This is a genomic window from Bradyrhizobium shewense (assembly GCF_900094605.1).
GTDB lineage: Bacteria > Pseudomonadota > Alphaproteobacteria > Rhizobiales > Xanthobacteraceae > Bradyrhizobium > Bradyrhizobium shewense.
The window spans coordinates 64,375-85,088 of record NZ_FMAI01000015.1 but is presented as its reverse complement, the minus strand read 5'-3'; the positions used below and the strand labels follow the sequence as shown (position 1 = coordinate 85,088).

The window sequence follows — 20,714 nt, the reverse complement described above, 5'->3', positions numbered from 1 at the left end:
GAGGTCTAGCCGTTATTGCCAGCAACGCATCCGGCGTCAAGGCGACTGGAACTGCCGGGGCCCACGATTAGGAACACATCGGGGCCATCCCGCATTCGAAAGACGATGACAGACCCTCCCGGAGAATCCGATGCACGCGCGGGAATGCACCGCGGCATCCGCTATTCCCTGAGGCCGAACGCCGCGCCGGGCTATTGGCAATATGCCTATGCGATCGGCGCCAGGGTCCGCTCCGGACGGGTGCAAGGCAGGCTGCGGCAGCTCGCGGTCAGGCGGGTGCAGATGCGCATCGACCGGGATATGCGGATTGGCAGTTGATCCGGCTGCGAGGCCGCGCCGATCTCGCATGGCCCGCCACGCGGCCGGGCTTGGCTAACGCCCGTTAACCGGATTTCCCCGCCCCGGTTTACGCCGCTGCAAACGCCCGTGACTACCGTGGGTCGAGGTCAACAAAAAGCATTCCGTCAAATGGCCAACAGCATCTGGACGATCGAAGAATTTACCTGTGCAGGTTGCGGCATGAACTACACCGCGACCAGGGAAGAGCACAGCGATTCCCACGCCGGCAGCTTCAAATGCAGCATCTGTAGCGGCGTGGTGCATGCCTGGTCGGGCAAGCATCATTTCTTCGGCTGGCAAGCCGTGAAGACACGGCCGCCCGTGTTCGGCAGGCGCTGGGCCGACGTCGAGTGGTAGGCTGTCCAGCCCTCTGATTGCGCCGTGCCGGTCATCCGGGGTGGAGGATCGGCCGAATTGCACCGGTACCGTTTGGACTCCGTTCACCGATCGCCGCTAGATCAGGACGGATCTTCCGCGCCGAACAGCAGACATGGCCGACCTCAACGCCGTCCTTACCAGGCTCAACGACCGCCTGCTCCGCCTCGAGGGCGAGCTGTTCGTGCTGCGCTCGCTGGCGCGCGCGACGCTGACGGCGGGCGACGACCATGCGGCGCGGATGCGCAAGCTGGTCGAAGCCGCAAAGATCGCGCTCGACGACGAGGCCAAGCGCCCCCTCGATAAGCCGACACGCAAATATGTCGATGCAGCCACCGCGCTGGTGGAGGAATTGCTGGTCGAGCCGACCCCGGCTCGGCCGCTGTTCACGGTGATCGACGGCGGCCGGCGCGACTGAGCACGCCCGCCTCAGCACGGCGATCGATTACCGCCCGTACATACCGGGAGCGCGTGCGCCGTTCGGAAAGCACTGTCCGCGCGAATAGTTGTAATCGTAGCCGTCGGGACAGAGCCCGCCGCGTCGTCCGTAGGCTTCGGAACGCCCGTAAGCGCCGGGCCCGTGCGCCCCGTTCGGATAGCAGCTGCCGTTCGAGTAATTGTAGTCGTAGCCGTGCGGACAGAGGCCGCCGCCGCGTTGGCGTCCGTAGTATTCGTGCGGCCCGGGATTCCGCGTGTAGACACCCGGCGCATGATAGTCGTTGGGGTAGCAGCGGCCGTTCGAGTGGTTGAAATCATAGCCGTCCGGGCATCGTCCGCCCGGAGCAGCCCTGAACTGAACTTGCTCCACCATGGGCTCAGGCGATGCCGCAGGCACGGTTGCAAATGCCAGCAGGCCGGCCAGCGCAAGCTCGATCATGACGTCTCCTCCAAAATCACGGGGACAAGCCTAGCAGGATTCGTGTCCCACGAAACGACCCGGGGATTGAGACATGGCCGGCCTGAACCATGCATGAACCGGTCTCGGACTGCGACGATGCGTCGTCCCCAATGCTCGCGAGAGTTCGCCTCGCCGCCTTCGCTAGACCGTTTTGGAATTTTCCGCCTTGAGCCGGCTGAGCCCGGCCTCGATGATCGCGATCTCCTCGTCGATCTGGCCGATCGGCAGACTGAAATCATAGCCGGACCTGCTCTTCAGATCGACCGCGAGCCGCTGCCTGTGCATCATCAACTCGTCGAGCCCGCGCCGGTTCTTCAGCCGCACATAGCTGTCGACGATCTGCTCAATTGCGCTCGGCATGAAATCTGTCCCGGCGAAAAAGGCCCGCGCGGCCCAAAAAGGCCGGCGGGACATTTTCGGTGTCGCGGTACGCAATACAAATCCGCGACGGATTCGTCGATACGCCAGGCTGGTTGAGATCGTGTTACCTTCGATGATTTCGTGATGCGTGGCACGAAAAGGCCGCTGGCGGTTACGCCAGCGGCCAAAGCCGGGTTCGAAAACGGATGCGGGTTGAAATGTCGCCAGCCCCGGTAGGCGCATATCTAGCAGCCGGCCGGAAATACCTCTGTTAAAAACCAAACACAGGAACCGGTTTTATCGCCTGCTTGCAGGCCCGTCGTGGCCGTGCGGCAACGCTAGTCCGTGACGCAGAAATAGGTGCGCGGATATCTGCGATAGGCGCCGTAGCGATAATACGGCCGGTACGCATAGCCGCGATAGAGCGCTGGCGGCTCCTCACCGTAATAGGCACCGTGATAGAAGTTGGTGACCGTCCCTCCGGCGCAACGATAGGCGTCCCAGGTCGGCCCCACGAACGGCGCGACCCCGGTCTCCGGCGGCACAGCAGGGTACGGCCCGCCGGCATGAGCCGGATGAGCTACGATCAGTGTCGCGAAAAGGAAAAGCCAGGCGCCTCGCATGCACTCGCTCCGAGCTGTGCAATGCACGTATGGAGCACCGGAACGGCCGCCTGCGCAATCGCGAAATCCGTCGCGCCCACGTCGGCACATTGTTGATAACCGGCGCAAACGCCGCGCGGGTGGTGACAGGGCGTCCGGACGTGTTATCGGGGGATGACGCAGTTGCGAGACCGGATTGGACACCCATGCGCATTACCCTCGTCGGCTCCCGCCATTTCGGCGTGACCACCCTGAACATGCTCCGGGAGCACGGCGTCTCGGTCGTCCGGGTCGTCGTCGCCGATGCCGAGGATCGGCTCGCCGCGACCGCCAAGGCGGCCGGCATCGAGGTCGCGGTCCAAGCCAATCCGAAGCTCGTGGTGGCCTCCGAGATTGCCCCCGATACCGACCTGATTATCACGGCGCACAGCCACGCCCGGATCGGCAAGGACGCGCTCGCCGCCACCAAGTTCGGCGGGATCGGTTATCATCCCTCGCTGCTGCCGCGCCACCGCGGCAAGGCCGCCGTGGAATGGACCATCAAGGAAGGCGATCCGATCGCCGGCGGCACGATCTATCATCTCGCCGACCGCATGGACGCCGGCGCCATCGCCGCCCAGGACTGGTGCTTCGTGAAGAAGGGCGAGACCGCCCGCGAGCTCTGGGAGCGCGCGCTCGCTCCGCTCGGCCTCAAATTGCTGGCCGACGTGATCGATTATGCCAAGGTCCACAAGGCGCTGCCGTCCAAGACTCAGGACGAGCAGTTCGCGACCTCTGCACCGAGTCTCGCCTGACGTTTACCCTTAACGTGAAGGGGTCTTGATTCCGCTTAGAAAATCGGAATCGGGAACGCAAATAAACCATTGTTTCCACAGGAACAATTTTCGATTTGGCATTGCAACAAATTTCCGTCACATTTCGTCCGAATAAGCGTCAGCATATCAGACAAATTCAAGGACGGAATTCATGCGTTTTGGTCGCATCGCGGCGTTCTGTGCCGCTTCAGTTTTGACCGGCACCCTCGCCGCTCCCGCCCTCGCCCAGAGCCCCTATGACGGCAACTGGCAGGTCGTCATCGTCACCAAGAGCGGCACCTGCGAGCCGACCGCAAGCTCCATGCTGACGGTTGCCGACGGCAGGATCACCGCGCCCGGCGCTAACGTTTCCGGCACCATCGGCAGCGGGGGACTTGTGAAAGTTTCGATCAATGGTGCATATGCCAACGGTCAACTCAGCGGCAACGCCGGATCGGGGAAGTGGAATGGAGCATCTGCAGGCATACCGTGCAGCGGGCGGTGGGAAGCATCGCGCCAATAAACCAATTGAGGCTCGCGCCCGGAACCGGCGGCTGCTGATCGCGGCCGCCGTTTTGTTTGCGGCAGCAATCGCCAACACCGAAAGCATGGCCCAGTCGGGCCCCTTCGCCGCGCTGGCGGGTACCTGGAGCGGCGGCGGCGTCGTCACCCTGGACGACGGCTCGACCGAGCGGATCCGCTGCCGGGCCAAATACGCCCCGATCGGACCGACCATGGAGATGTCGCTGACCTGCGCCAGCGACGCCTACAAGTTCAACCTCGGAGCCAACGTCAAGGCTGAGGGCGGCGCGATCGCCGGCAGCTGGTCAGAGGCCAGCCGCAACATCTCTGGCTCGCTTCAGGGCCGCGGTGCCAGCGGAAACTACGAGCTGGTCGCCTCGACCGCCGGCTTCAACGCCAACCTCTCGCTGAAGACGGCCGGCAACAAGCAGAACGTCTCGATCCGCGCGGACAGCCAGTTCCGCGGCGCCAACATCTCGCTGTCGAAGTAAGACCGTAGAGTGACACGGCAGTCGATCCGGCGAGCGCGCCGGGTCGATTTTTTTATGCGCCGGGCACGAACGCCGTGACCTCAATCTCGACCTTGGCCCGCTCGTCCACGAGGCCGCCGATATAGAGCAGCGTCGAGGGCGGGAAATTGCGGCCGAGCGTCTCCTTCCAGGCTGCGCCGATACCCACACCCGCGGCCTCGTATTCGCTGCGACTGGTCAGGTACCAGGTCAGGCGGACGATGTGCTCGGGGCCGGCGCCGGCCTCGGCCAGAAGCTTGATGATCCGCTTCAGCGCGGTCGCGACCTGCGCCGCCATGTCGGGCGCGTAATTGCCGGCCTCATCGCCGCCGGTCTGGCCGGCCAGAACCACCCAGCGGCCCGGCCCTTCCGTCACGACGCCATGAGAAAAACCGCGCGGCTTCTTCCAGTCGGCCGGCTGCAAGATTTGCATGAGCGAACATCTCCCTTTTCTTGTTGTTCAATGACGCCTTAGCACGCCGCCCTGCATCGCTGCATCCGCAGATTTGGCCGTTGCAAACGGCGGCGATGTCGTCGATACCGGCCGTCCTTTCACATTCCATCCTCCAGCACCCTGCCCCCAAACCCCTGCCCAATGAGCGCGACACCGTCCAAAACGATGGCTGCATTGTGGATGGCCGGCTGGCTGTCACTGATGCTGGTCATGGCGGTTGCCGGGCGCGAGACCACGCGCGAGCTCAACGTCTTCCAGATCATGGAGGTGCGTTCGGTAATCGGTTTCACGCTGCTCCTGCCGCTCATCTACCGCGCCGGCGGCTTCAAGGCGGTCGCGACCAAACGCCTGCCGCAGCATCTTGCACGCAATGGGGTCCACTATTTCGCGCAGCTCGGCTGGTTTCACGCACTGACGCTGATCGGAATCGGCCAGGTCGTGGCGATCGAGTTCACCATGCCGATCTGGACTGCGGTGCTGGCCGCAACGTTCCTGTCTGAACGCATGACGGTCTGGAAGATCGCCGCGGTCGTGCTCGGTATCGTCGGCGTCGTCATGATCGTGCGGCCCGCCACCAGCGAAATCAATCCGGGCCAGATGATCGCGCTCGGAGCTGCAATCGGCTTCAGCATCTCGATGATCCTGGCGAAGTCGCTGACTCGGACCGAGAGCGCCTTGTCGATCCTGTTCTGGATGATCATCGTGCAGATGGTTGTGGGCCTGCTGCCGACATTCGCCGTCTGGACCTGGCCGTCAGCCTACCTTTGGGGATGGCTCTTCGTCATCGGTATCTGCGGCACTTTCTCGCACTATTGCCTTGCCAGCGCGCTCCGATATGCCGACGCAACGATCGTGGTTCCCATGGACTTCCTCCGGGTTCCACTAACTGCGACGGCCGGCTGGCTGTTGTATTCCGAGCGGCTCGACGCCTGGACCGTGCTCGGTGCTGTGCTGATCCTGTGCGGCAATCTCCTGAATTTGAAGCCGGCGTCAGCGGTTCCTGCCCGCGCGCGGTGAACCTCGCGCTGCCTCGCGCGACAAAACAAAGCGGCCGTGTGATTTGGATCACGTTGGGAAGCATTCCCATCGTGCACATTCGGCCACACAGCAGCGGGTTGCACGCAACGGACCGCCGTTTCGGTGGCGCGAAGTCGGGCACTTCGTGTAGGTTCGTTGCCAAATCGTTGCTGCCTGCAATTCGATTCTGGGGATTTCAGAATGCGCTATCTCACCCTCCTCGCTTCGCTCATGTGCGTGGCACTGTCGGTCAGTGCCGCGAAGGCCGACCGTCGTGTCGCCTTCGTCGTCGGCAACGGCTCCTACAAGAACGTCGCACAATTGCCGAACCCGCCGATCGACGCCAAGGCGATGGCGTCGACGCTGCGCAATGTCGGCTTCGAGGTGATCGAAGGCTCCAATCTCAGCCGCGACCAGATGACGGAGAAGCTGCTCGACTTCGGGCGCAAGGCGCAGGGCTCCGACATTGCGCTGTTCTATTATGCCGGTCACGGCATCGCCGTCAGCGGCACCAATTACCTGCTGCCCGTCGACGCCGACATCAAGTCGGAGATGGACGTCAAGCTGGGCGCCGCCATCAACATCGACCTGACGCTCGAACAGACCATGGGCGATGCCAAGGTCAAGCTCGTCTTCCTCGATGCCTGCCGCGACAATCCGTTCGCCGCCAAGATCAAGTCGAACTCCGCGACGCGCAGCGTCAACGTACAGAGCGGTCTCGCCGAGATGAAATCCGGTGAAGGCACTCTCATCGCGTTCGCCACCGGCCCTGGCCAGACCGCGCTCGACGGTCAGGAGGGCAACAACAGCCCGTTCACCCGTGCGCTGATCGACAACATCACCAAACCCGGCATCGAGATCCAGCAGGCGATGACGTCGGTGCGCGCCCAGGTCAATGAAGAGACCCGCAAGGGTCAGCTGCCCTGGGGCCACACCAACCTGACCGGCTCGGTCTATCTCAACCAGGCTCCGACAACCCAGGTCGCCAACGCGGCGCCGACCGCTTCTGGCATCGTGCCGGCGGCGAGCGGCAGCTCGGACGGCGTCGAGCTCGAATATTGGCGCTCGGTGAAAGAGTCCAACAAGCCGGAAGAGCTCAACGCCTATCTCTCCGCCTATCCGAACGGTCAGTTCAAGGCGCTGGCGCTGGCACGCCTCGCGGCCATCAAGAGCGGCCCCTCGACCGCGACGCGCACCCTCAACGCCGGCGTAGATCCCGCGACCTTCACCGACGAGGCCACCCAGCTCACCGAGGATCAGATCGGCCTCGACAAGACCCAGCGCCGCGACGTGCAACGTCGTCTCACCGGGCTCGGCTTCGACACCAAGCAGACCGGCGTGTTCAGCGATGAGACCCGGACCGTGCTCAAGCGCTGGCAGGCCGCGCGCGGCTATCCCTCATCGGGTTACCTCAACAAGCACCAGCACAAGGCCCTGATCTCGGAGGTCCAGGCCGCCCCGCCGACCGCGAGCGACACCAGCCAGAAGGGGGCCCGCCGTGCCGCCGCGCCCGCAGGCAGCAGCGCACCGGCACCGGCTCCCCAGCGCAGCAATCCCGGCGATGCCGCCGGCGCGGCGTTCGTGGGTGGTGTCGTCGGTGGCATGATGGGCGGCATGTTCCGCCGCTGAGATGCGGTGAGATTGAAAACACAAAGCCCGGCTCGCGCCGGGCTTTTTCTTTGGTGCGAAGGTGTCGCTGCATGCTCCGTCGTTGCGAGGTTGGCTACTTCCCCGCGGCCTTGCGCAGCGCCTCGTTGATACGGTCCTGCCAGCCGGGGCCGCCCTCCTGGAAGAACTCCAGCACGTCCTGATCGATGCGCAAGGTGACCTGCTCCTTGATCCCCGGCGCCACGTTCGGCTTCGGCGGCGCCGCGGCGACCTTGGCCGTCACCTTCTTGAACGCCGCCTCGGCCTCGGTCCTGGCATCGCCGAGTGTGCGCGGGCGCCTCGGGGGTTGATCCGCCATGTCCTAGATTCCCTCAAACAGCGCTGTCGAAAGATACCGCTCCGAGAAGGACGGCACGATCGCCAGGATGGTCTTTCCCGCCGCTTCTGGCCGCTTGCCGATCTGGAGCGCGGCCGCGATCGCCGCGCCCGAGGAGATGCCGCCCGGAATGCCCTCGTGCCGCGCCAGCGCGCGCGAGGTCTCGATCGCCGTCGTCGAGTTGATCTTCACGATCTCGTCGATCACCGCGCGATCGAGGATGTCAGGGACGAAGCCGGCGCCGATGCCCTGGATCTTGTGCGGCGTATGCTGTCCGCCCGACAGCACCGGGCTCTCCTCCGGCTCGACCGCGACCACGCGAAGTGAGGCCTTGCGGGGCTTGAGCACCTGGCCGACGCCGGTGATCGTGCCACCGGTGCCAACGCCGGCCACGAAGAAATCGATATTGCCGCCGGTGTCGTTCCAGATTTCCTCTGCGGTGGTGCGGCGGTGCACCTCGGGATTGGCGAGATTCTTGAACTGCTGCGGCATCACCGAGTTCGGCGTCGTCTTCAACAGCTCCTCGGCGGCGGCGATCGCGCCCTTCATGCCCTGCGCCGCCGGCGTCAGCACCAATTCGGCGCCGAGAAAAGCCAGCATCTTGCGCCGCTCGATCGACATCGATTCCGGCATCACCAGCTTGAGGCGGTAGCCGCGCGAAGCCGCCACGAAGGCGAGCGCAATGCCGGTATTGCCGGAGGTCGGCTCGATCAGCACGGTGTCGGGCTTGACGATGCCCGCCTTCTCCATCGCGATGATCATGGCCGCGCCGATGCGGTCCTTCACGCTTGCGGCAGGACTGAAATATTCAAGTTTTGCCAAAATCGTGGCATTCACATCGTGCATGCCGGGCAGCCGGCGCAACCGCACAGTCGGTGTATTGCCGAATGCGTCGACGATCGAGTCATAGATCCGGCCGCGGCCGGGTTGGTGCGCTGCACTCGTGTTGGACGATGCGTCCATGATGAACTCCCTGTGACGACATTGCGCTTCTTACGCAGCTCATTCGCAGTTACGGATAGCCTGCGACGCCACGCAAGCGACAATTGCGGCACATGTTAAATACGCTGCATCGCAAAATCGCGTGAGCTTTAATTAGCAGAAAACCAACGCATTTGTGTTGCGACCTCGTCAACTGATTCTGCGTATGTTAGACTTAGGTCTCAAAGCAGAGAGGTCACCATGATGTCAGCAGCTGCTGAAGTGATGTCGACCGTAGCGCTAAGGCGTGATCCGCGTTGCAGCGAATTGCCGACCTGTCCCGTCTGCGCCGATTCCATGGTCGCCGCCGAAGCATCCGCCTACATCTCGGACCACGTCATCAGCTATCTCTGGACCTGCGACAATTGCGGCTACGGCTTCGTCACCAAGCACGCCGTGAAGCGTCGGTTCGTGTGCAACTAGCGCAGTTGCCCTAGCGCGGGGCGATATCGCCCCTCGCCCAGTCCGCACGCGTACGCTGATAGAACTCATCGAATTTTCCGTGTGCGATCGCGTCCCGGATGCCCTGCATCAGGAACTGGTAGTAAGCGATATTGATTTCAGACAGCAGCATCGCCCCCAGCGTCTCGCCCGCCTTGACGAGATGATGCAGATAGGCGCGCGCGCAGTTGCGTGCCGAGGGCCATGAGCTCTCCTCATCCAACGGACGCGGATCGTCGGCGTGGCGCGCATTGCGCAAATTCACCTGGCCGAAGCGCGTGAAGGCGACACCGTGCCGGCCATTGCGCGTCGGCATCACGCAATCGAACATGTCGATGCCGCGCTTGACGGCTTCGAGGATGTCGTCGGGCGTGCCGACGCCCATCAGATAGCGCGGGCGCTGTTTCGGCAGCAAGGGTGCGGTCTCGTCGATCATCGCTAGCATCACCGCCTGCGGCTCGCCGACGGCAAGGCCGCCGATTGCATAGCCATGGAAGCCGGTCGCGACGAGACCTTGCGCGCTCTCATGGCGAAGCTGCGGAATGTCGCCGCCCTGCACGATGCCGAACAGCATATTGCCGTCGGGGGCGCTCTCGAAGGCGCGCTTGCTTCGTTCGGCCCAGCGCAGCGACAATTGCGTCGCACGCTCGATGTCGGCGCGCTCGGCCGGCAGCCGCACGCATTCGTCCATCTGCATGGCGATGTCGGAGCCGAGCAAGCGCTGCACCTCGATCGAGCGCTCCGGCGACAGCTCCACCTTGGCACCGTCGATATGCGAGCGGAAGGTGACGGCGTTCTCGGTGACCTTCCGCAAGTCCGACAGCGACATCACCTGGAAGCCGCCGGAATCCGTCAGCATCGGCCCGTTCCAGCCGGTGAACTTCTGCAAGCCGCCAAGGGCTGCGATCCGCTCGGCGCTCGGACGCAGCATCAGGTGATAGGTGTTGCCGAGCACGATGTCGGCGCCGGCATCGCGCACCTCGCGCCAGTGCATGCCCTTCATGGCGCCGGCGGTGCCCACCGGCATGAAGGCGGGCGTGCGCACCACGCCATGAGGCGTGGTCAGGCGCCCGGTCCGCGCGGCGCCATCAGTGCCGAGCAATTCAAAGTGATTGGGAAGATCATGGTCCGGATTCATGGCCGTGCTTATTGCGTGTCGGCGAAGACCGATCAACCCACCCGCCGCACCCCGCAGCCGGCTATTGCCTCGGACTGGGACACAAATGGGCGCGAATATCGGCGTCGCCACCCTTGTTAAACAAAACGATACAGTGTAGTTTTATCTTGGGGGCTGGACGAGATGCCGCGGCGAATTTGCCGGCGGCGGTAAATGCGTGATCGCCAGCCACCGACAATGCCCTTCGCTTCCTGTTCGACTGATGTCGCCGGCCGCTCGCTTGACTGGATCAGGCAGACAGGCGGCCGCCCGGCCGGATTTCTGCTCCTGGCGTGCAGCCTGATGCTCGGCGCCTGTACCTCGCTGCCCCGCACGCCTTATACGGCCGCAGAAGCCAGCACCTCGCGCGTGCTCAAGATCGACGGCCTCAGGCGCTACGCCGACGAGCCCATCACCAAATTCAGCTTCGAGAAGGACACCAGCACCGCGACGAAGTCCTATCTGGCGCTCTCCGGCGGCGGCGCCGATGGCGCCTACGGCGTCGGCGTGCTCAACGGCTGGACCGCGGCCAGAACCCGTCCCACCTTCTCCGTCGTCTCGGGCGTGAGCACCGGCGGCCTGATCGCGCCGTTTGCGTTTCTGGGCTCGCAATACGACGACACGCTGAAGGAGGTCTATACCAGCGGCATCGCCGAGACCCTGTTGAATGATCCCAGCATCATGCGCGTGCTGTTCGGATCCGGCCTGTTCGGCAACACGAGGCTGCGCGAACTCGTCGCCCGCTATGTCGGGCCGGAGATCATGGCGCAAGTCGCGCGCGAGAATGCCAAGGGCCGAAAGCTCCTGGTGGTGACGACCGATCTCGACACCCAGCGCACCGCGATCTGGGACATGGGCAAGATCGCCGCGGTCGGCACGCCCGAGGCGCTCAAGCTGTTTCGCGACGTGATGGCGGCCTCCGCCAGCATCCCCCTGGTGTTTCCGCCGATCATGATCGACGCCGAGGGTCAGGGCCGCAAGTTTCAGGAGATGCATGTCGATGGCGGCGTGACCGCGCCGGTGCTGACGCTGCCGGAAGCCCTGCTTTTCCAGGGCAACCGCCTGCCCGGCAACGCGAAGATGGACATCTACATCCTCGTCAACAAGAAGATCGAACGCAATTTCGAGCTGGTCTCCAACGGCACCATCGATGTCGCCTCGCGCAGCCTGTCGGCGATCACCCAGTCGCAGACGCGCTCGATCATCTTCTCGACCTATGATTTCGCCAAGCGCAACCGCCTCGGCTTCCACCTCTCCTACATCGCGCGCGAGTATCCGGCGCCGCCGTCGGAAGGGTTCGACACCGCCTATATGCGGGCGCTCTACCAATACGGATATGAGAAGGCCGCTGCCGGTCAGGCCTGGAGCTCGACGGTGCCGTGAGCTTCCGGAGACGGAACGAGGCCCTGCCGAAACCGTTGACGATACGGCCAATTCGGCCAGATTCGCGATGACGCCTCCGCTCCTGCGCGATATAGAGCGAATGACGACCTTTAGAAACGCGCAGGAATCATTGGGCATGGGATTGACTGCGACCAGGACGAGACCAGCAGCGCCGCGGCGCGAGGTGCCGAAATCCCGCGGCGGCCGGCCGACGAAGACCGCCGCCATCGAGCGCGACCAGCGGCTGATCGAGGTCGCCACCCGCCTGTTCCTGGACCGCGGCTTCGACGCCACCTCGCTCGACGCGGTCGCGGAAGCGGCCCGGGTCAGCAAGCCCACGGTCTATTCCCGCTACGGCGACAAGCGCGGCCTGTTTGCCGCCGTGCTGAGGCGCGAGATTGCGCGCTGGCTTGCGCCATTGTCGGCCGCCGCCGAGACGCAGCTCTCCAGCGCCTCCGACATCTCGGTCGAGCAGCGCCTGGTCGAGATCGGGCGCGAGATGCTGACATTCACCTGCGGACCCGACGCCGTCGCCTTCAGCCGCATGATGACGTCGCAGGCCATCAACTTCCCCGACGTCGCCAAGCTCGGCAAGGAGGAAGGCTGGATGAAGGCCGTCGCCACCACGGCGCGCTTCTTCGAGCATCTGGTGGCGCAAGGTGCGCTCGACGTCGAGGACACCGACATCGCGGCGGAAGTGTTCCTCGACGTCGTCGTCGGTCACACCCACCGCATGGCGACGTTCGGGATGGCGCTCGAATTGAAGGTCGCCGAAAAGCGGATGCGCACGGCCATCAAGCTGTTCCTCGCCGGTGCGCTAGGGCCTGCCGACCGCGTCCAAAGCACCACCAAAGGCTCGCCGCGGCGACGCCCCCCGCGCTGACAATTCCGTGAGATTGCGCGCTTTCCCCATGGGAAACCGCCCGCGCCGTTGACCAAAATAAAACGATACGGTATGGTTTAGTTATAAGCGATACGGACCGCTTTTTTCACCAGCCCCAAAAGTGGCCCGTACCGCTGAGATCGCCGTACCGGGTACAGCCCGGTGCGGCGCTCCGCGGCCGGCCGATGCCCAAGGCCGGCCGCGAATTCTTTACGATCATCCGGCACACTCGCTGGCCGAGGGTTTCGAGCATGACGACAACCAAACGATGGACCTCGCGACTGTTTGTGATCGCCTTGCCTGCGCTGCTCATCGTCGCGCCTGCGCGGGCGATCGTGACCGCGGGTACGCCGACCGCCCTTCACAGCGACACAGATGGTGATGCCGAGGCCGACCGCCAAGCCGTCAGCCGTGAGATCGAGCGTTTCCGCAGCTCGTCGGTCTCGATCAGCCAGGCCATGTCGATCGCCGAAGCCCGGCACGCCGGCGCCACCACGGCGGATGTGAGTTTCGACGGGGCCGCCCGCGTGCCGGTGTATCGGGTGAAGACCCTGCACAACGACCGGATCTGGCGCCACACCATCAATGCTACGACCGGCGAGCTCGTCGGCGGCGAAGCCGCCCTCCCCCTCACTGAGCTCGACCACGACGATCGCGACAACCTCGCAGCGCTCGGTGCGATCAGGCACCGCCTCGCCGATGCCGTGCGCGTCGCCGAACGGGCCGCCTCGGGCAAGGCGATCAGCGGCGGGCTGGTGCGCGAACGCGGCCGGCTGAACTTTTCGATCGTCGTCGTCAGCGGCGACGACCTCAAGGAGGTCACCCTCGAGCCGCCGGGCGCCAAGACGAAATAGCGGCTGCCAAATAGCCGGAGTTCAGCCCGGCATCGACCGGGGCGAAAAGCCATTGACGGGCGCAAGACTCTCGCCCATAAGTCGCCGCCATGTTCACGACCACCAAACGCACGACCAAAACCACCACGGCCTCAGGGGCCCGGGGAGGCGTGCGCGCGTAGTCGTCGACTAAAACGCATCAGCTCTACCGAAGCCCCGCCCTCGATGGTCCGGGGCTTTTTTGTTGTCTAATTCGCAATTCAATGGAGGACAAAGTGAGTAACGATCCCGTCGTCGCGATTGTCGGCGTCACCGGTGCGGTGGGCGCCGAATTCATCGCCACCATGGACAAGCGCGGCTTTCGCGTCGGCAAGCTCAAGGCGCTGGCCAGTGCCCGCTCGGCCGGCAAGACGGTGTCGTTCCGCGGCCAGCCGGTCGTGATCAAGGAGCTGACCGAGCGCTCCTTCGAAGGCGTCGATATCGCCCTGTTCTCCGCCGGCGGCAGCATCTCCAAGAAGTATGCGCCGATTGCGGTGAAGTCCGGCGCGGTCGTGGTCGACAATTCCTCCGCGTTCCGCATGGACCCGAACGTGCCGCTGGTGATCCCCGAGATCAACGCGAACCGGATCCGCGACCACAAGGGCATCATCGCCAACCCGAACTGCGCCGCGATCACCGCGCTGGTGCCGCTGTGGCCGATCCACCAGAAGAACCGCATCAAGCGCGTCATCATCTCGACCTACCAGGCCGCTTCCGGCGCCGGCGCGGCCGCGATGGAGGAGCTCGTCGAATCCACCCGCGCCAATCTCAACGGGCAGGTCTATACGCCGAAGGTGATGCCGCACCCCTACGCCTTCAACCTCTTCAACCACAACACCGCCGTCGACCCTGACACCGGCTACAACGACGAAGAGACCAAGGTCATCAAGGAAACCCGCAAGATCTTCGAGGACGAGAAGATCGCGATCGGCGTCACCTGCGTGCGCGTGCCGGTGCTGCGCGCCCATTGCGAGGCCATCACCTTCGAATGCGAGAAGGAGATCACCGAGGATCAGGTCCGCGCCATCATGGCCGGGGCGCCCGGCGTGAAGGTGGTCGACGACCGCGTCAAGAACTACTTCCCGATGCCGATCGACGCCTCGGGTCAGGACGACGTCCTGGTCGGCCGCATCCGCAAGGACCTCAGCGATCCCTCAGGGCATTCGATCTCGATGTTCGTGGCAGCCGATCAGCTGCTCAAGGGCGCAGCGCTGAATGCGGTGCAGATCGCGGAGCTGTTGCCGCAGCGGGTGATGGCGTAGTCGATGTCTTAGCAACTGGTATCGTAGGGTGGGTAAAGGCGCGCAAGCGCCGTGCCCACCACTCTCACCCCCTATTCAAGAAAGACGTGGGCACGCTTCGCTTTGCCCACCCCACAGCGCCAGCGCTTAGCCGCGCGACCTGAAGAGCAAGCACGCATCGCCATACGAATAAAACCGATACCCGCTCGCAATCGCATGAGCATACGCCGCCTTCATCGTCTCCAGCCCCGAAAACGCCGACACCAGCATGAACAGCGTCGACTTCGGCAAATGGAAATTCGTCATCAAAATATCGACCGCGCGAAAGCGATAGCCGGGCGTGATGAAGATCGAGGTCTCGGCCGCGAAGGGCTGGATGGTGCCGTCCTCGCTCGCGGCGCTCTCGAGCAAGCGCAATGACGTGGTGCCGACGGCGATGATGCGGCCGCCGTTTTTCCGCGCGCTGTTGAGGCGCTCCGCCGTCTCGGCCGAGATCGTGCCCCACTCGGCATGCATCTTGTGGCCTTCGGTGTCGTCGACCTTCACCGGCAGGAACGTCCCTGCCCCGACATGCAGCGTGACCTGGTTGATGCCGACCCCGCGCGCGCGCAGCGCCTGCTCCAGCGCCGGGGTGAAATGCAGTCCCGCGGTGGGCGCCGCGACCGCGCCTTCGTTCACGGCGAACATGGTCTGGTAGTCGGCAAGGTCCTGATCGTCGGGCGTGCGCTTGGAGGCGATGTAGGGCGGCAGCGGCGGGCTGCCGAGATCGGCGATGGCCTGGTCGAGCGTGGGCCCGTGGAACGAGAACGACAGCGTCACCTCGCCCTCGAGGCCCTTGGCCTCGACCTCGGCGTCGAGATGGCCGAGCAGGCAGACCTTGCCTTCATTGCCGAAGCGGATGCGATCGCCAGCTGTGAGCTTCTTCGCGGGCTTCACCAGCGCCTGCCAGCGCGAGCCGTCGAGCCGCTTGATCAGCGTCGCCTCGATCTTCGGCTCGGTCTCGCGGCCGATGCGGCGGCCCTTCAATTGCGCCGCGATCACCTTGGTGTCGTTGACGACGAGCTGATCGCCCGGCTTCAGCCATTGTGCGAGATCGGCGATGGTCTGGTCGCGCAGCGCGCCGTTCTCCACGACCAGCATCTTCGCGGAGTCGCGCGGGCTCGCCGGGCGCAACGCAATGCGCTCGGCGGGCAGGTCGAAATCGAACAGGTCGGTGCGCATGTCGGGCTCAGCGCCGTGCCGTCACGCCTCATCCTGAGGAGCGCGGAACGCGCGTCTCGAAGGATGAAGGCCCGGCTGCATCAGCTCGGCCTTCATGGTTCGAGACGGCGCTTCGCGCCTCCTCACCATGAGGGAAAACGCTTACTCAGCGTCCGCCGCCATCCGCGCCTTGACGATCTTGTCGGGGTTCTGCACGGGCTCGCCGCGCTTGATCTTGTCGACGTTCTCCATGCCCTCGGTGACCTTGCCCCACACCGTGTACTGGTTGTCGAGGAAGCGGGCGTCGTCGAAGCAGATGAAGAACTGGCTGTCGCCGGAATCCGGGTTGGCGGCACGCGCCATCGAGGTGGTGCCGCGCACATGCGGCTCCTTGTTGAACTCGGCCTTCAGCTTCTTGCCCGAGCCGCCAGTGCCGGTGCCCTGCGGGCAGCCGGTCTGCGCCATGAAGCCGTCGATCACGCGGTGGAACACGATGCCGTCGTAGAATCCCTCCCGGACCAGTTCCTTGATGCGCGCGACATGACCGGGCGCGAGGTCGGGCCGCATCTCGATGGTGACCGGGCCCTGGGTGGTCTCGAGGATCAGGGTGTTTTCGGTGGCGCTCATGCTCGTCTCTCTTGAGTTGGAGGTGAAGTCTTGTCAGGCGTTTTGCGGCTGCGGAACTGGATCGCGAATGGACGTCCCGCGGCGGCGCCGGCCATTGCCTCGGTAAATGGCATCGGCGTGCAGCGTTGCAACGCCTCCATCACCGCGATCCGGTATTGCAGCCGGTCATTGTCGGAGGCCTCCGCGGATTCATAGGAGATCCTCGGATGGCCCAGAATGTCGCCGGACCGGTTAAAGCTCACGACGACGGTGATGTCGAGTGGGCGAGCCTTGGCGGCCGGCGGTGGTTTCCAGCAGGTGCGCAGATGCCGGAAGATATCCTGGATGGTATTGACCTGCCTATCCTCGGCGGCCGCACTGGACACGCCAAGCAACAGCACCGCAGCAACCAGCAGGAGCTTGTCGCCACAGCGCGCCATCGCCCTCTCCTATTTGATGTCGGAGGCGACCTGCACCTTCACCATCTTGTCGGGATCGGTCACGGCGCCGCCGGCCGAGCCTGGAGGAGCCTTCTTCAGCTTGTCGACGACGTCCATGCCCTGCACGACCTCGCCGATAACGGTGTACTGGTTATCGAGGCTGCCGCCGTCGGCGAACATGATGAAGAACTGCGAGTTGGCACTGTCGACGCTGTCGCCGCGCCGGGCCATGCCGACGATGCCGCGGGCGAAATGCACCTTGGAGAATTCCTGCTTCAGGTTCGGATATTTCGAGCCGCCGGTGCCGTTGAAGTTCTGGCCGTCGCCGGTCTGCGCCATGAAGCCGTCCATGACGCGATGGAACGGCACGTTGTTGTAATAGCCCTCGCGCGCGAGCTGCTTGATGCGCTCGGCATGCTGGGGCGCGATATCGGTGCGCAGCTTGATGACGATGCGGCCCTTGGTGGTGTCGATGACGATGGCGTTGGCCTTGTCGAGATTGGCCGGCAATTGCTGCGCCACCGCCGGCACCGCGAACAGAAGCGCGGCAAGGACTGCGAGAATTCGGATCATGACAACTCCGGATCAGAGAGAAAAGGAAACGCGCCGTTATGCGGCGAATTTTGCCTTGAGCTGGGCCGCAACCTGCGGCGGGACGAAGGTTGAGACGTCCCCACCCATGGCGGCGATCTGGCGCACCAAAGTGGCGGTGATCGGGCGGACCATGGGAGACGCCGGCAGGAAGACCGTATGGACCTCGGGCGCCATGGCCTCGTTCATGCCGGCGAGCTGCATCTCGTAGTCGAGGTCGGTACCGTCGCGCAGGCCCCGAATCATGATCGTCGCACCGTGCTTGCGCGCTGCGGTCACCGACAGATCGTCAAACGTCACGGCTTCGAGCACGCAGCCGGCCTGGGCCGCCACCGGCCCGCAGACGTCGTGGAGCATCTTCAGCCGCTCCTCGGTCGAGAACAGCGGCTTCTTGCCGGGGTGGACCCCGATCGCGACCACGAGCCGGTCGCACAAGGAAACGCTGTGCCGGACCACGTCCAGGTGGCCGTTGGTGATGGGGTCGAAGGAACCTGGGTAGAAGGCAATGCGCGGCATGACCCCCTCCTACCCCGCCCGGCCCGGCCCGGCAAGCCGGGCCGGTTCCCAGCCGTTTCCGGCGAAATATCCCGCCGGCCGCGTCGGCAATGGCCGGTTTGTTTCGTCCTGAGAGCGACCACGAAACAAAGCGGCGCGGACACGAAACCATTTCCCGTGCCGGCGAAGACGTCCGGAAACTGGCCATGGTTACTAATCCGGCCAACGAATGACGGGCCGCACACTGGGCGTAGGCGGCCGCATCACAGGGGACTGTCAAATGATCAAGGCTCTTTCAGCGATCGCTCTGTCTGCGTGTGTCGCCGCCGCCCTTACCCTCCTGCCCGGCTTTGCCCCGAGCGTCGAGGCCAGCGTGCCGCAGCCGCTGGCCAAGAGCGACCGGCTCGATATCCGCGCCATCGGCAAGGACTGCTCGCAGCAGGCCTGGCCGAATTTCGAAGCCTCCTGCCTGCGCAAGGCCGGCACCAAGGCGAATGTCCGCGAGGCTCGCCTCGTGACCGCCAACCGCACCCCGTAGGCTGGCCTGTCAGCTTCACGTCACATAATCCCGATGGAGTTTTGCGACGTCTCGTCGCAGACTGCGTTGCTCGCGCCCGCCGGAATGGCCCGTCGGGCGCGATCCCATCGGGGGGTTGCCATTGTCCAGTACGCCCGCTGTCGTTTCCGGCCACCATCCTGATCCGCTACCGCTTGCCATGACCATGGGCGCCCTCGGGGTGGTCTATGGCGATATCGGTACCAGCCCGCTCTATGCCCTGAAGGAAGCCGCCAAGGCGGCTGCCCATGGCGGCACACTCAGTCACGACGCTGTCCTGGGGATTGCCTCGCTGATCCTCTGGGCCCTGCTGCTGATCATCTCGCTGAAATATGCGCTGCTGATCCTTCGCGCGGACAATCGCGGCGAAGGCGGCATCGTCGCGCTGCTGGCGCTGCTCCATGCCCGCCACGCCCAGCCAGGCACATGGCGCGCCCACCTCCTGGTGGTCGGGCTCGTCGGCGCTGCCCTGCTCTATGGCGACGGCGCGATCACGCCGGCGATCTCGGTGCTCTCAGCCATCGAGGGCCTCAAGGTCGACGCCCCCTCGCTTGCGCCGGCCGTGGTGCCCGTGACCGTCGCCATCCTGATCGGCCTGTTCATGATGCAGAAGCAGGGCACCGGCTTCATCGGCCGCATCTTCGGGCCGGTGATGCTGGCCTGGTTCGTCGTGCTCGCGGCGCTCGGCATCCACGGCATCGTCAAGGCGCCGGCGGTGCTGGTGGCGCTCAGCCCGCTCTACGCCTTCGACTTCCTGATCCACCAGGATTTCCACATCTCGTTCGGAATTCTCGGCGCGGCCTTTCTCGCGGTGACCGGCGGCGAGGCCATGTACGCCGACATGGGACATTTCGGCCGCCTGCCGATCCGCCTCGCCTGGTTCGCCATCTGCCTGCCCGCGCTGGTGCTGAACTATTTCGGCCAGGCCGCGCTCTTGATCACCGATCCCACGATGATCGAGAACCCCTTCTTCCAGCTCTGTCCCGACGCCCTGCACTATCTGCTCGTCGCATTCTCGACGGTCGCGACCGTGATCGCCTCGCAGGCGATCATCTCCGGCGTGTTCTCGCTGACCCAGCAGTCGATCCAGCTCGGCTTCCTGCCGCGCATGCTGATCCGTCACACCACGAGCGACGCGATCGGCCAGATCTACGTGCCCCTGGTGAACTGGCTGCTTGCGGCTGCGACGCTCGGGGCGGTCCTGAGCTTCGGTACGTCGGACGCGCTTGCCGGCGCCTACGGCATCGCGGTGTCGCTGCTGATGGCGATCACGACGCTGCTCGCCGCGCTGGTCGCGATCCAGTGGGGCTATTCGCCCTGGCTCGTGGTGGCCGTGAACGGCGCCTTCTTCGTCATCGACGTGATCTTCTTCTCGGCCAACTCGATCAAGCTGTTCGAGGGCGGCTGGTTTCCGCTGCTGCTCGCCGGCCTCGTCGCCTTCATGATGCTGACCTGGCGCGCCGGCGTGAAGCTGGTCGAGGCCGCGAGGGGCCGGCTGCGGCAGCCCGAGGAAGATCTGATCGAGACCGCCGTGAACAAGTGCAGCGCAAGGCTGCCCGGCACCGCCGTGTTCCTGGCCTCCGCACCGCGCGGCGTGCCGCTCGCGCTCACCCAGTTCGTCAGGCACAACCGCGTGCTGCACGAACGCGTGCTGCTGGTCACCGTGCTGATCGAGGAGCTGCCGCACATCGCGGACGAAGAACGTGCCGAGGTAATCGAGATCATTCCCGGCATCACCCGCGTGATCCTGCATTACGGCTTCATGCAGAACCCGACGATCTATGAAGGCCTGAATCTCGTCTGCCGCCAGAGCAAGCTGCCCGGCATCGACCTCTCCGACATCACCTATTACGTCGGCCGCGAGACCATCATTCCCAGCGAGGACGTTCCGGGCATGTGGGTTTGGCGCGAAGGCGTGTTCGCCTTCCTCCAGCGCAATGCCGAACGCTCGGCTGCGTTCTTCGGCGTGCCGACCAAACAGGTGGTGGAGTTCGGCACGGAGCTGGAGATCTAGC

At 64.5% G+C, this 20,714-nt stretch carries 27 protein-coding genes; 15 read left to right on the top strand and 12 right to left on the bottom strand.

From position 1 onward, the window contains the following. The first annotated feature begins 105 nt into the window (after positions 1-105). From GA0061098_RS44010 to GA0061098_RS26305, 3 genes are all read left to right on the top strand, one after another. Entirely contained in the window at positions 106-318 is a 213-nt protein-coding gene (locus tag GA0061098_RS44010; protein ID WP_129590933.1) for a hypothetical protein, read from the top strand. Positions 319-468: 150 nt separating this feature from the next. After that, complete coding sequence (locus tag GA0061098_RS26310; RefSeq protein ID WP_091963410.1) at positions 469-696, top strand: hypothetical protein; 228 nt, start codon at positions 469-471, stop codon at positions 694-696. A 133-nt stretch (positions 697-829) separates the two neighbouring features. After that, on the top strand, positions 830-1,132 hold the full coding sequence (locus tag GA0061098_RS26305; RefSeq protein ID WP_018317940.1) for a hypothetical protein: 303 nt from the start codon (positions 830-832) through the stop codon (positions 1,130-1,132). A 27-nt stretch (positions 1,133-1,159) separates the two neighbouring features. Here the strand turns inward: GA0061098_RS26305 and GA0061098_RS26300 are convergent, their stop codons facing one another. The 3 genes from GA0061098_RS26300 to GA0061098_RS26290 all read right to left on the bottom strand — a co-directional run bounded on the left by GA0061098_RS26300 (position 1,160) and on the right by GA0061098_RS26290 (position 2,595). Next, positions 1,160-1,591: a hypothetical protein gene (locus GA0061098_RS26300; RefSeq protein ID WP_091963407.1), complete on the bottom strand. Its 432-nt coding sequence runs from the start codon at positions 1,589-1,591 to the stop codon at positions 1,160-1,162. 162 nt (positions 1,592-1,753) lie between these two features. Beyond that, positions 1,754-1,972 (bottom strand): hypothetical protein, encoded by a 219-nt coding sequence (locus tag GA0061098_RS26295; RefSeq protein WP_091963404.1) that lies wholly within the window; start codon positions 1,970-1,972, stop codon positions 1,754-1,756. A gap of 338 nt (positions 1,973-2,310) precedes the next feature. Then, complete coding sequence (locus GA0061098_RS26290; protein ID WP_091963402.1) at positions 2,311-2,595, bottom strand: hypothetical protein; 285 nt, start codon at positions 2,593-2,595, stop codon at positions 2,311-2,313. Positions 2,596-2,780: 185 nt separating this feature from the next. On the opposite strand from GA0061098_RS26290, the gene GA0061098_RS26285 reads away from it, so the two are divergent. From GA0061098_RS26285 to GA0061098_RS26275, 3 genes are all read left to right on the top strand, one after another. Continuing rightward, positions 2,781-3,368 carry a formyltransferase family protein gene (locus tag GA0061098_RS26285; RefSeq protein ID WP_091963399.1) on the top strand — a complete coding sequence of 196 codons (588 nt, stop codon included), beginning with the start codon at positions 2,781-2,783 and terminating at the stop codon, positions 3,366-3,368. Positions 3,369-3,540: 172 nt separating this feature from the next. Next, on the top strand, positions 3,541-3,891 hold the full coding sequence (locus GA0061098_RS26280) for a hypothetical protein (protein WP_091963396.1): 351 nt from the start codon (positions 3,541-3,543) through the stop codon (positions 3,889-3,891). Next, a complete protein-coding gene (locus tag GA0061098_RS26275) occupies positions 3,836-4,381 on the top strand; it encodes a hypothetical protein (protein WP_165637609.1) in 546 nt (181 codons plus the stop codon). The genes GA0061098_RS26280 and GA0061098_RS26275 overlap by 56 nt, the downstream gene beginning before the upstream one ends. A 52-nt stretch (positions 4,382-4,433) precedes the next feature. Here GA0061098_RS26275 and GA0061098_RS26270 read toward each other — a convergent pair whose 3' ends face one another. Then, on the bottom strand, positions 4,434-4,832 hold the full coding sequence (locus GA0061098_RS26270) for a RidA family protein (RefSeq protein ID WP_091963390.1): 399 nt from the start codon (positions 4,830-4,832) through the stop codon (positions 4,434-4,436). Between the two features lie 162 nt (positions 4,833-4,994). Here GA0061098_RS26270 and GA0061098_RS26265 point away from each other — a divergent pair, with 162 nt between their 5' ends. Both GA0061098_RS26265 and GA0061098_RS26260 read left to right on the top strand, forming a co-directional pair. After that, positions 4,995-5,870, top strand: a complete 876-nt coding sequence (locus GA0061098_RS26265; protein ID WP_091963387.1) for a DMT family transporter — start codon at positions 4,995-4,997, stop codon at positions 5,868-5,870. A 201-nt stretch (positions 5,871-6,071) separates the two neighbouring features. Continuing rightward, entirely contained in the window at positions 6,072-7,499 is a 1,428-nt protein-coding gene (locus GA0061098_RS26260) for a caspase family protein (protein WP_091963384.1), read from the top strand. A gap of 94 nt (positions 7,500-7,593) precedes the next feature. On the opposite strand, the gene GA0061098_RS26255 is transcribed toward GA0061098_RS26260, so the two are convergent. Together GA0061098_RS26255 and cysK are read right to left on the bottom strand one after the other, a co-directional pair. After that, positions 7,594-7,836 (bottom strand): BrnA antitoxin family protein, encoded by a 243-nt coding sequence (locus tag GA0061098_RS26255; RefSeq protein ID WP_028144522.1) that lies wholly within the window; start codon positions 7,834-7,836, stop codon positions 7,594-7,596. Between the two features lie 3 nt (positions 7,837-7,839). After that, positions 7,840-8,817 (bottom strand): cysteine synthase A, encoded by a 978-nt coding sequence (gene cysK / locus GA0061098_RS26250; RefSeq protein WP_091963381.1) that lies wholly within the window; start codon positions 8,815-8,817, stop codon positions 7,840-7,842. A 222-nt stretch (positions 8,818-9,039) separates the two neighbouring features. On the opposite strand from cysK, the gene GA0061098_RS26245 reads away from it, so the two are divergent. Continuing rightward, positions 9,040-9,258: a hypothetical protein gene (locus GA0061098_RS26245; protein WP_091963695.1), complete on the top strand. Its 219-nt coding sequence runs from the start codon at positions 9,040-9,042 to the stop codon at positions 9,256-9,258. Between the two features lie 10 nt (positions 9,259-9,268). On the opposite strand, the gene tgt is transcribed toward GA0061098_RS26245, so the two are convergent. Continuing rightward, positions 9,269-10,414 (bottom strand): tRNA guanosine(34) transglycosylase Tgt, encoded by a 1,146-nt coding sequence (gene tgt, locus GA0061098_RS26240; RefSeq protein ID WP_091963378.1) that lies wholly within the window; start codon positions 10,412-10,414, stop codon positions 9,269-9,271. A 192-nt stretch (positions 10,415-10,606) separates the two neighbouring features. Between tgt and GA0061098_RS26235 the strand changes: the two genes are divergently transcribed. From GA0061098_RS26235 to GA0061098_RS26220, 4 genes are all read left to right on the top strand, one after another. After that, the gene (locus GA0061098_RS26235; RefSeq protein ID WP_091963375.1) at positions 10,607-11,815 is read left to right on the top strand and encodes a patatin-like phospholipase family protein; all 1,209 of its coding nucleotides are present in this window, start codon (positions 10,607-10,609) and stop codon (positions 11,813-11,815) included. Between the two features lie 136 nt (positions 11,816-11,951). Then, on the top strand, positions 11,952-12,698 hold the full coding sequence (locus tag GA0061098_RS26230; RefSeq protein ID WP_165637608.1) for a TetR/AcrR family transcriptional regulator: 747 nt from the start codon (positions 11,952-11,954) through the stop codon (positions 12,696-12,698). Between the two features lie 251 nt (positions 12,699-12,949). Further along, positions 12,950-13,552 carry a PepSY domain-containing protein gene (locus GA0061098_RS26225; protein ID WP_165637627.1) on the top strand — a complete coding sequence of 201 codons (603 nt, stop codon included), beginning with the start codon at positions 12,950-12,952 and terminating at the stop codon, positions 13,550-13,552. A gap of 242 nt (positions 13,553-13,794) precedes the next feature. Continuing rightward, positions 13,795-14,832 carry an aspartate-semialdehyde dehydrogenase gene (locus GA0061098_RS26220; protein ID WP_091963366.1) on the top strand — a complete coding sequence of 346 codons (1,038 nt, stop codon included), beginning with the start codon at positions 13,795-13,797 and terminating at the stop codon, positions 14,830-14,832. A 126-nt stretch (positions 14,833-14,958) separates the two neighbouring features. On the opposite strand, the gene queA is transcribed toward GA0061098_RS26220, so the two are convergent. From queA to coaD, 5 genes are all read right to left on the bottom strand, one after another. Further along, on the bottom strand, positions 14,959-16,032 hold the full coding sequence (queA, locus tag GA0061098_RS26215) for a tRNA preQ1(34) S-adenosylmethionine ribosyltransferase-isomerase QueA (RefSeq protein ID WP_091963364.1): 1,074 nt from the start codon (positions 16,030-16,032) through the stop codon (positions 14,959-14,961). A gap of 141 nt (positions 16,033-16,173) precedes the next feature. Next, positions 16,174-16,638, bottom strand: a complete 465-nt coding sequence (locus GA0061098_RS26210; RefSeq protein ID WP_018317921.1) for a peptidylprolyl isomerase — start codon at positions 16,636-16,638, stop codon at positions 16,174-16,176. Continuing rightward, complete coding sequence (locus GA0061098_RS26205) at positions 16,635-17,057, bottom strand: hypothetical protein (RefSeq protein WP_091963361.1); 423 nt, start codon at positions 17,055-17,057, stop codon at positions 16,635-16,637. The genes GA0061098_RS26210 and GA0061098_RS26205 overlap by 4 nt, the downstream gene beginning before the upstream one ends. 9 nt (positions 17,058-17,066) lie before the next feature. After that, positions 17,067-17,630 (bottom strand): peptidylprolyl isomerase, encoded by a 564-nt coding sequence (locus GA0061098_RS26200; RefSeq protein ID WP_028144511.1) that lies wholly within the window; start codon positions 17,628-17,630, stop codon positions 17,067-17,069. Positions 17,631-17,666: 36 nt separating this feature from the next. Then, positions 17,667-18,164, bottom strand: a complete 498-nt coding sequence (coaD, locus tag GA0061098_RS26195; RefSeq protein ID WP_091963358.1) for a pantetheine-phosphate adenylyltransferase — start codon at positions 18,162-18,164, stop codon at positions 17,667-17,669. A 259-nt stretch (positions 18,165-18,423) separates the two neighbouring features. Here coaD and GA0061098_RS26190 point away from each other — a divergent pair, with 259 nt between their 5' ends. Continuing rightward, positions 18,424-18,681, top strand: coding sequence for a hypothetical protein (locus tag GA0061098_RS26190; RefSeq protein WP_018317917.1), 258 nt, complete (start codon positions 18,424-18,426; stop codon positions 18,679-18,681). 178 nt (positions 18,682-18,859) lie between these two features. Further along, positions 18,860-20,713, top strand: a complete 1,854-nt coding sequence (locus tag GA0061098_RS26185; RefSeq protein WP_091963355.1) for a potassium transporter Kup — start codon at positions 18,860-18,862, stop codon at positions 20,711-20,713. Position 20,714: the final 1 nt, after the last annotated feature.

Bases quoted from the DNA above. Each gene is read 5' to 3' on its own strand.
- coaD (WP_091963358.1), bottom strand. From the start codon at position 18,164: ATGCCGCGCATTGCCTTCTACCCAGGTTCCTTCGACCCCATCACCAAC.
- GA0061098_RS26225 (WP_165637627.1), top strand. From the start codon at position 12,950: ATGACGACAACCAAACGATGGACCTCGCGACTGTTTGTGATCGCCTTG.
- cysK (WP_091963381.1), bottom strand. From the start codon at position 8,817: ATGGACGCATCGTCCAACACGAGTGCAGCGCACCAACCCGGCCGCGGC.
- GA0061098_RS26200 (WP_028144511.1), bottom strand. From the start codon at position 17,630: ATGATCCGAATTCTCGCAGTCCTTGCCGCGCTTCTGTTCGCGGTGCCG.
- GA0061098_RS26205 (WP_091963361.1), bottom strand. From the start codon at position 17,057: ATGGCGCGCTGTGGCGACAAGCTCCTGCTGGTTGCTGCGGTGCTGTTG.
- GA0061098_RS26245 (WP_091963695.1), top strand. From the start codon at position 9,040: ATGTCAGCAGCTGCTGAAGTGATGTCGACCGTAGCGCTAAGGCGTGAT.
- GA0061098_RS26235 (WP_091963375.1), top strand. From the start codon at position 10,607: ATGCGTGATCGCCAGCCACCGACAATGCCCTTCGCTTCCTGTTCGACT.
- GA0061098_RS26280 (WP_091963396.1), top strand. From the start codon at position 3,541: ATGCGTTTTGGTCGCATCGCGGCGTTCTGTGCCGCTTCAGTTTTGACC.
- GA0061098_RS26260 (WP_091963384.1), top strand. From the start codon at position 6,072: ATGCGCTATCTCACCCTCCTCGCTTCGCTCATGTGCGTGGCACTGTCG.
- GA0061098_RS26295 (WP_091963404.1), bottom strand. From the start codon at position 1,972: ATGCCGAGCGCAATTGAGCAGATCGTCGACAGCTATGTGCGGCTGAAG.
- tgt (WP_091963378.1), bottom strand. From the start codon at position 10,414: ATGAATCCGGACCATGATCTTCCCAATCACTTTGAATTGCTCGGCACT.
- GA0061098_RS26265 (WP_091963387.1), top strand. From the start codon at position 4,995: ATGAGCGCGACACCGTCCAAAACGATGGCTGCATTGTGGATGGCCGGC.
- GA0061098_RS26270 (WP_091963390.1), bottom strand. From the start codon at position 4,832: ATGCAAATCTTGCAGCCGGCCGACTGGAAGAAGCCGCGCGGTTTTTCT.
- GA0061098_RS26300 (WP_091963407.1), bottom strand. From the start codon at position 1,591: ATGATCGAGCTTGCGCTGGCCGGCCTGCTGGCATTTGCAACCGTGCCT.
- queA (WP_091963364.1), bottom strand. From the start codon at position 16,032: ATGCGCACCGACCTGTTCGATTTCGACCTGCCCGCCGAGCGCATTGCG.
- GA0061098_RS26285 (WP_091963399.1), top strand. From the start codon at position 2,781: ATGCGCATTACCCTCGTCGGCTCCCGCCATTTCGGCGTGACCACCCTG.
- GA0061098_RS26185 (WP_091963355.1), top strand. From the start codon at position 18,860: ATGACCATGGGCGCCCTCGGGGTGGTCTATGGCGATATCGGTACCAGC.
- GA0061098_RS26210 (WP_018317921.1), bottom strand. From the start codon at position 16,638: ATGAGCGCCACCGAAAACACCCTGATCCTCGAGACCACCCAGGGCCCG.
- GA0061098_RS26220 (WP_091963366.1), top strand. From the start codon at position 13,795: ATGGAGGACAAAGTGAGTAACGATCCCGTCGTCGCGATTGTCGGCGTC.
- GA0061098_RS26230 (WP_165637608.1), top strand. From the start codon at position 11,952: ATGGGATTGACTGCGACCAGGACGAGACCAGCAGCGCCGCGGCGCGAG.
- GA0061098_RS26310 (WP_091963410.1), top strand. From the start codon at position 469: ATGGCCAACAGCATCTGGACGATCGAAGAATTTACCTGTGCAGGTTGC.
- GA0061098_RS44010 (WP_129590933.1), top strand. From the start codon at position 106: ATGACAGACCCTCCCGGAGAATCCGATGCACGCGCGGGAATGCACCGC.
- GA0061098_RS26190 (WP_018317917.1), top strand. From the start codon at position 18,424: ATGATCAAGGCTCTTTCAGCGATCGCTCTGTCTGCGTGTGTCGCCGCC.
- GA0061098_RS26255 (WP_028144522.1), bottom strand. From the start codon at position 7,836: ATGGCGGATCAACCCCCGAGGCGCCCGCGCACACTCGGCGATGCCAGG.
- GA0061098_RS26305 (WP_018317940.1), top strand. From the start codon at position 830: ATGGCCGACCTCAACGCCGTCCTTACCAGGCTCAACGACCGCCTGCTC.
- GA0061098_RS26290 (WP_091963402.1), bottom strand. From the start codon at position 2,595: ATGCGAGGCGCCTGGCTTTTCCTTTTCGCGACACTGATCGTAGCTCAT.
- GA0061098_RS26275 (WP_165637609.1), top strand. From the start codon at position 3,836: ATGGAGCATCTGCAGGCATACCGTGCAGCGGGCGGTGGGAAGCATCGC.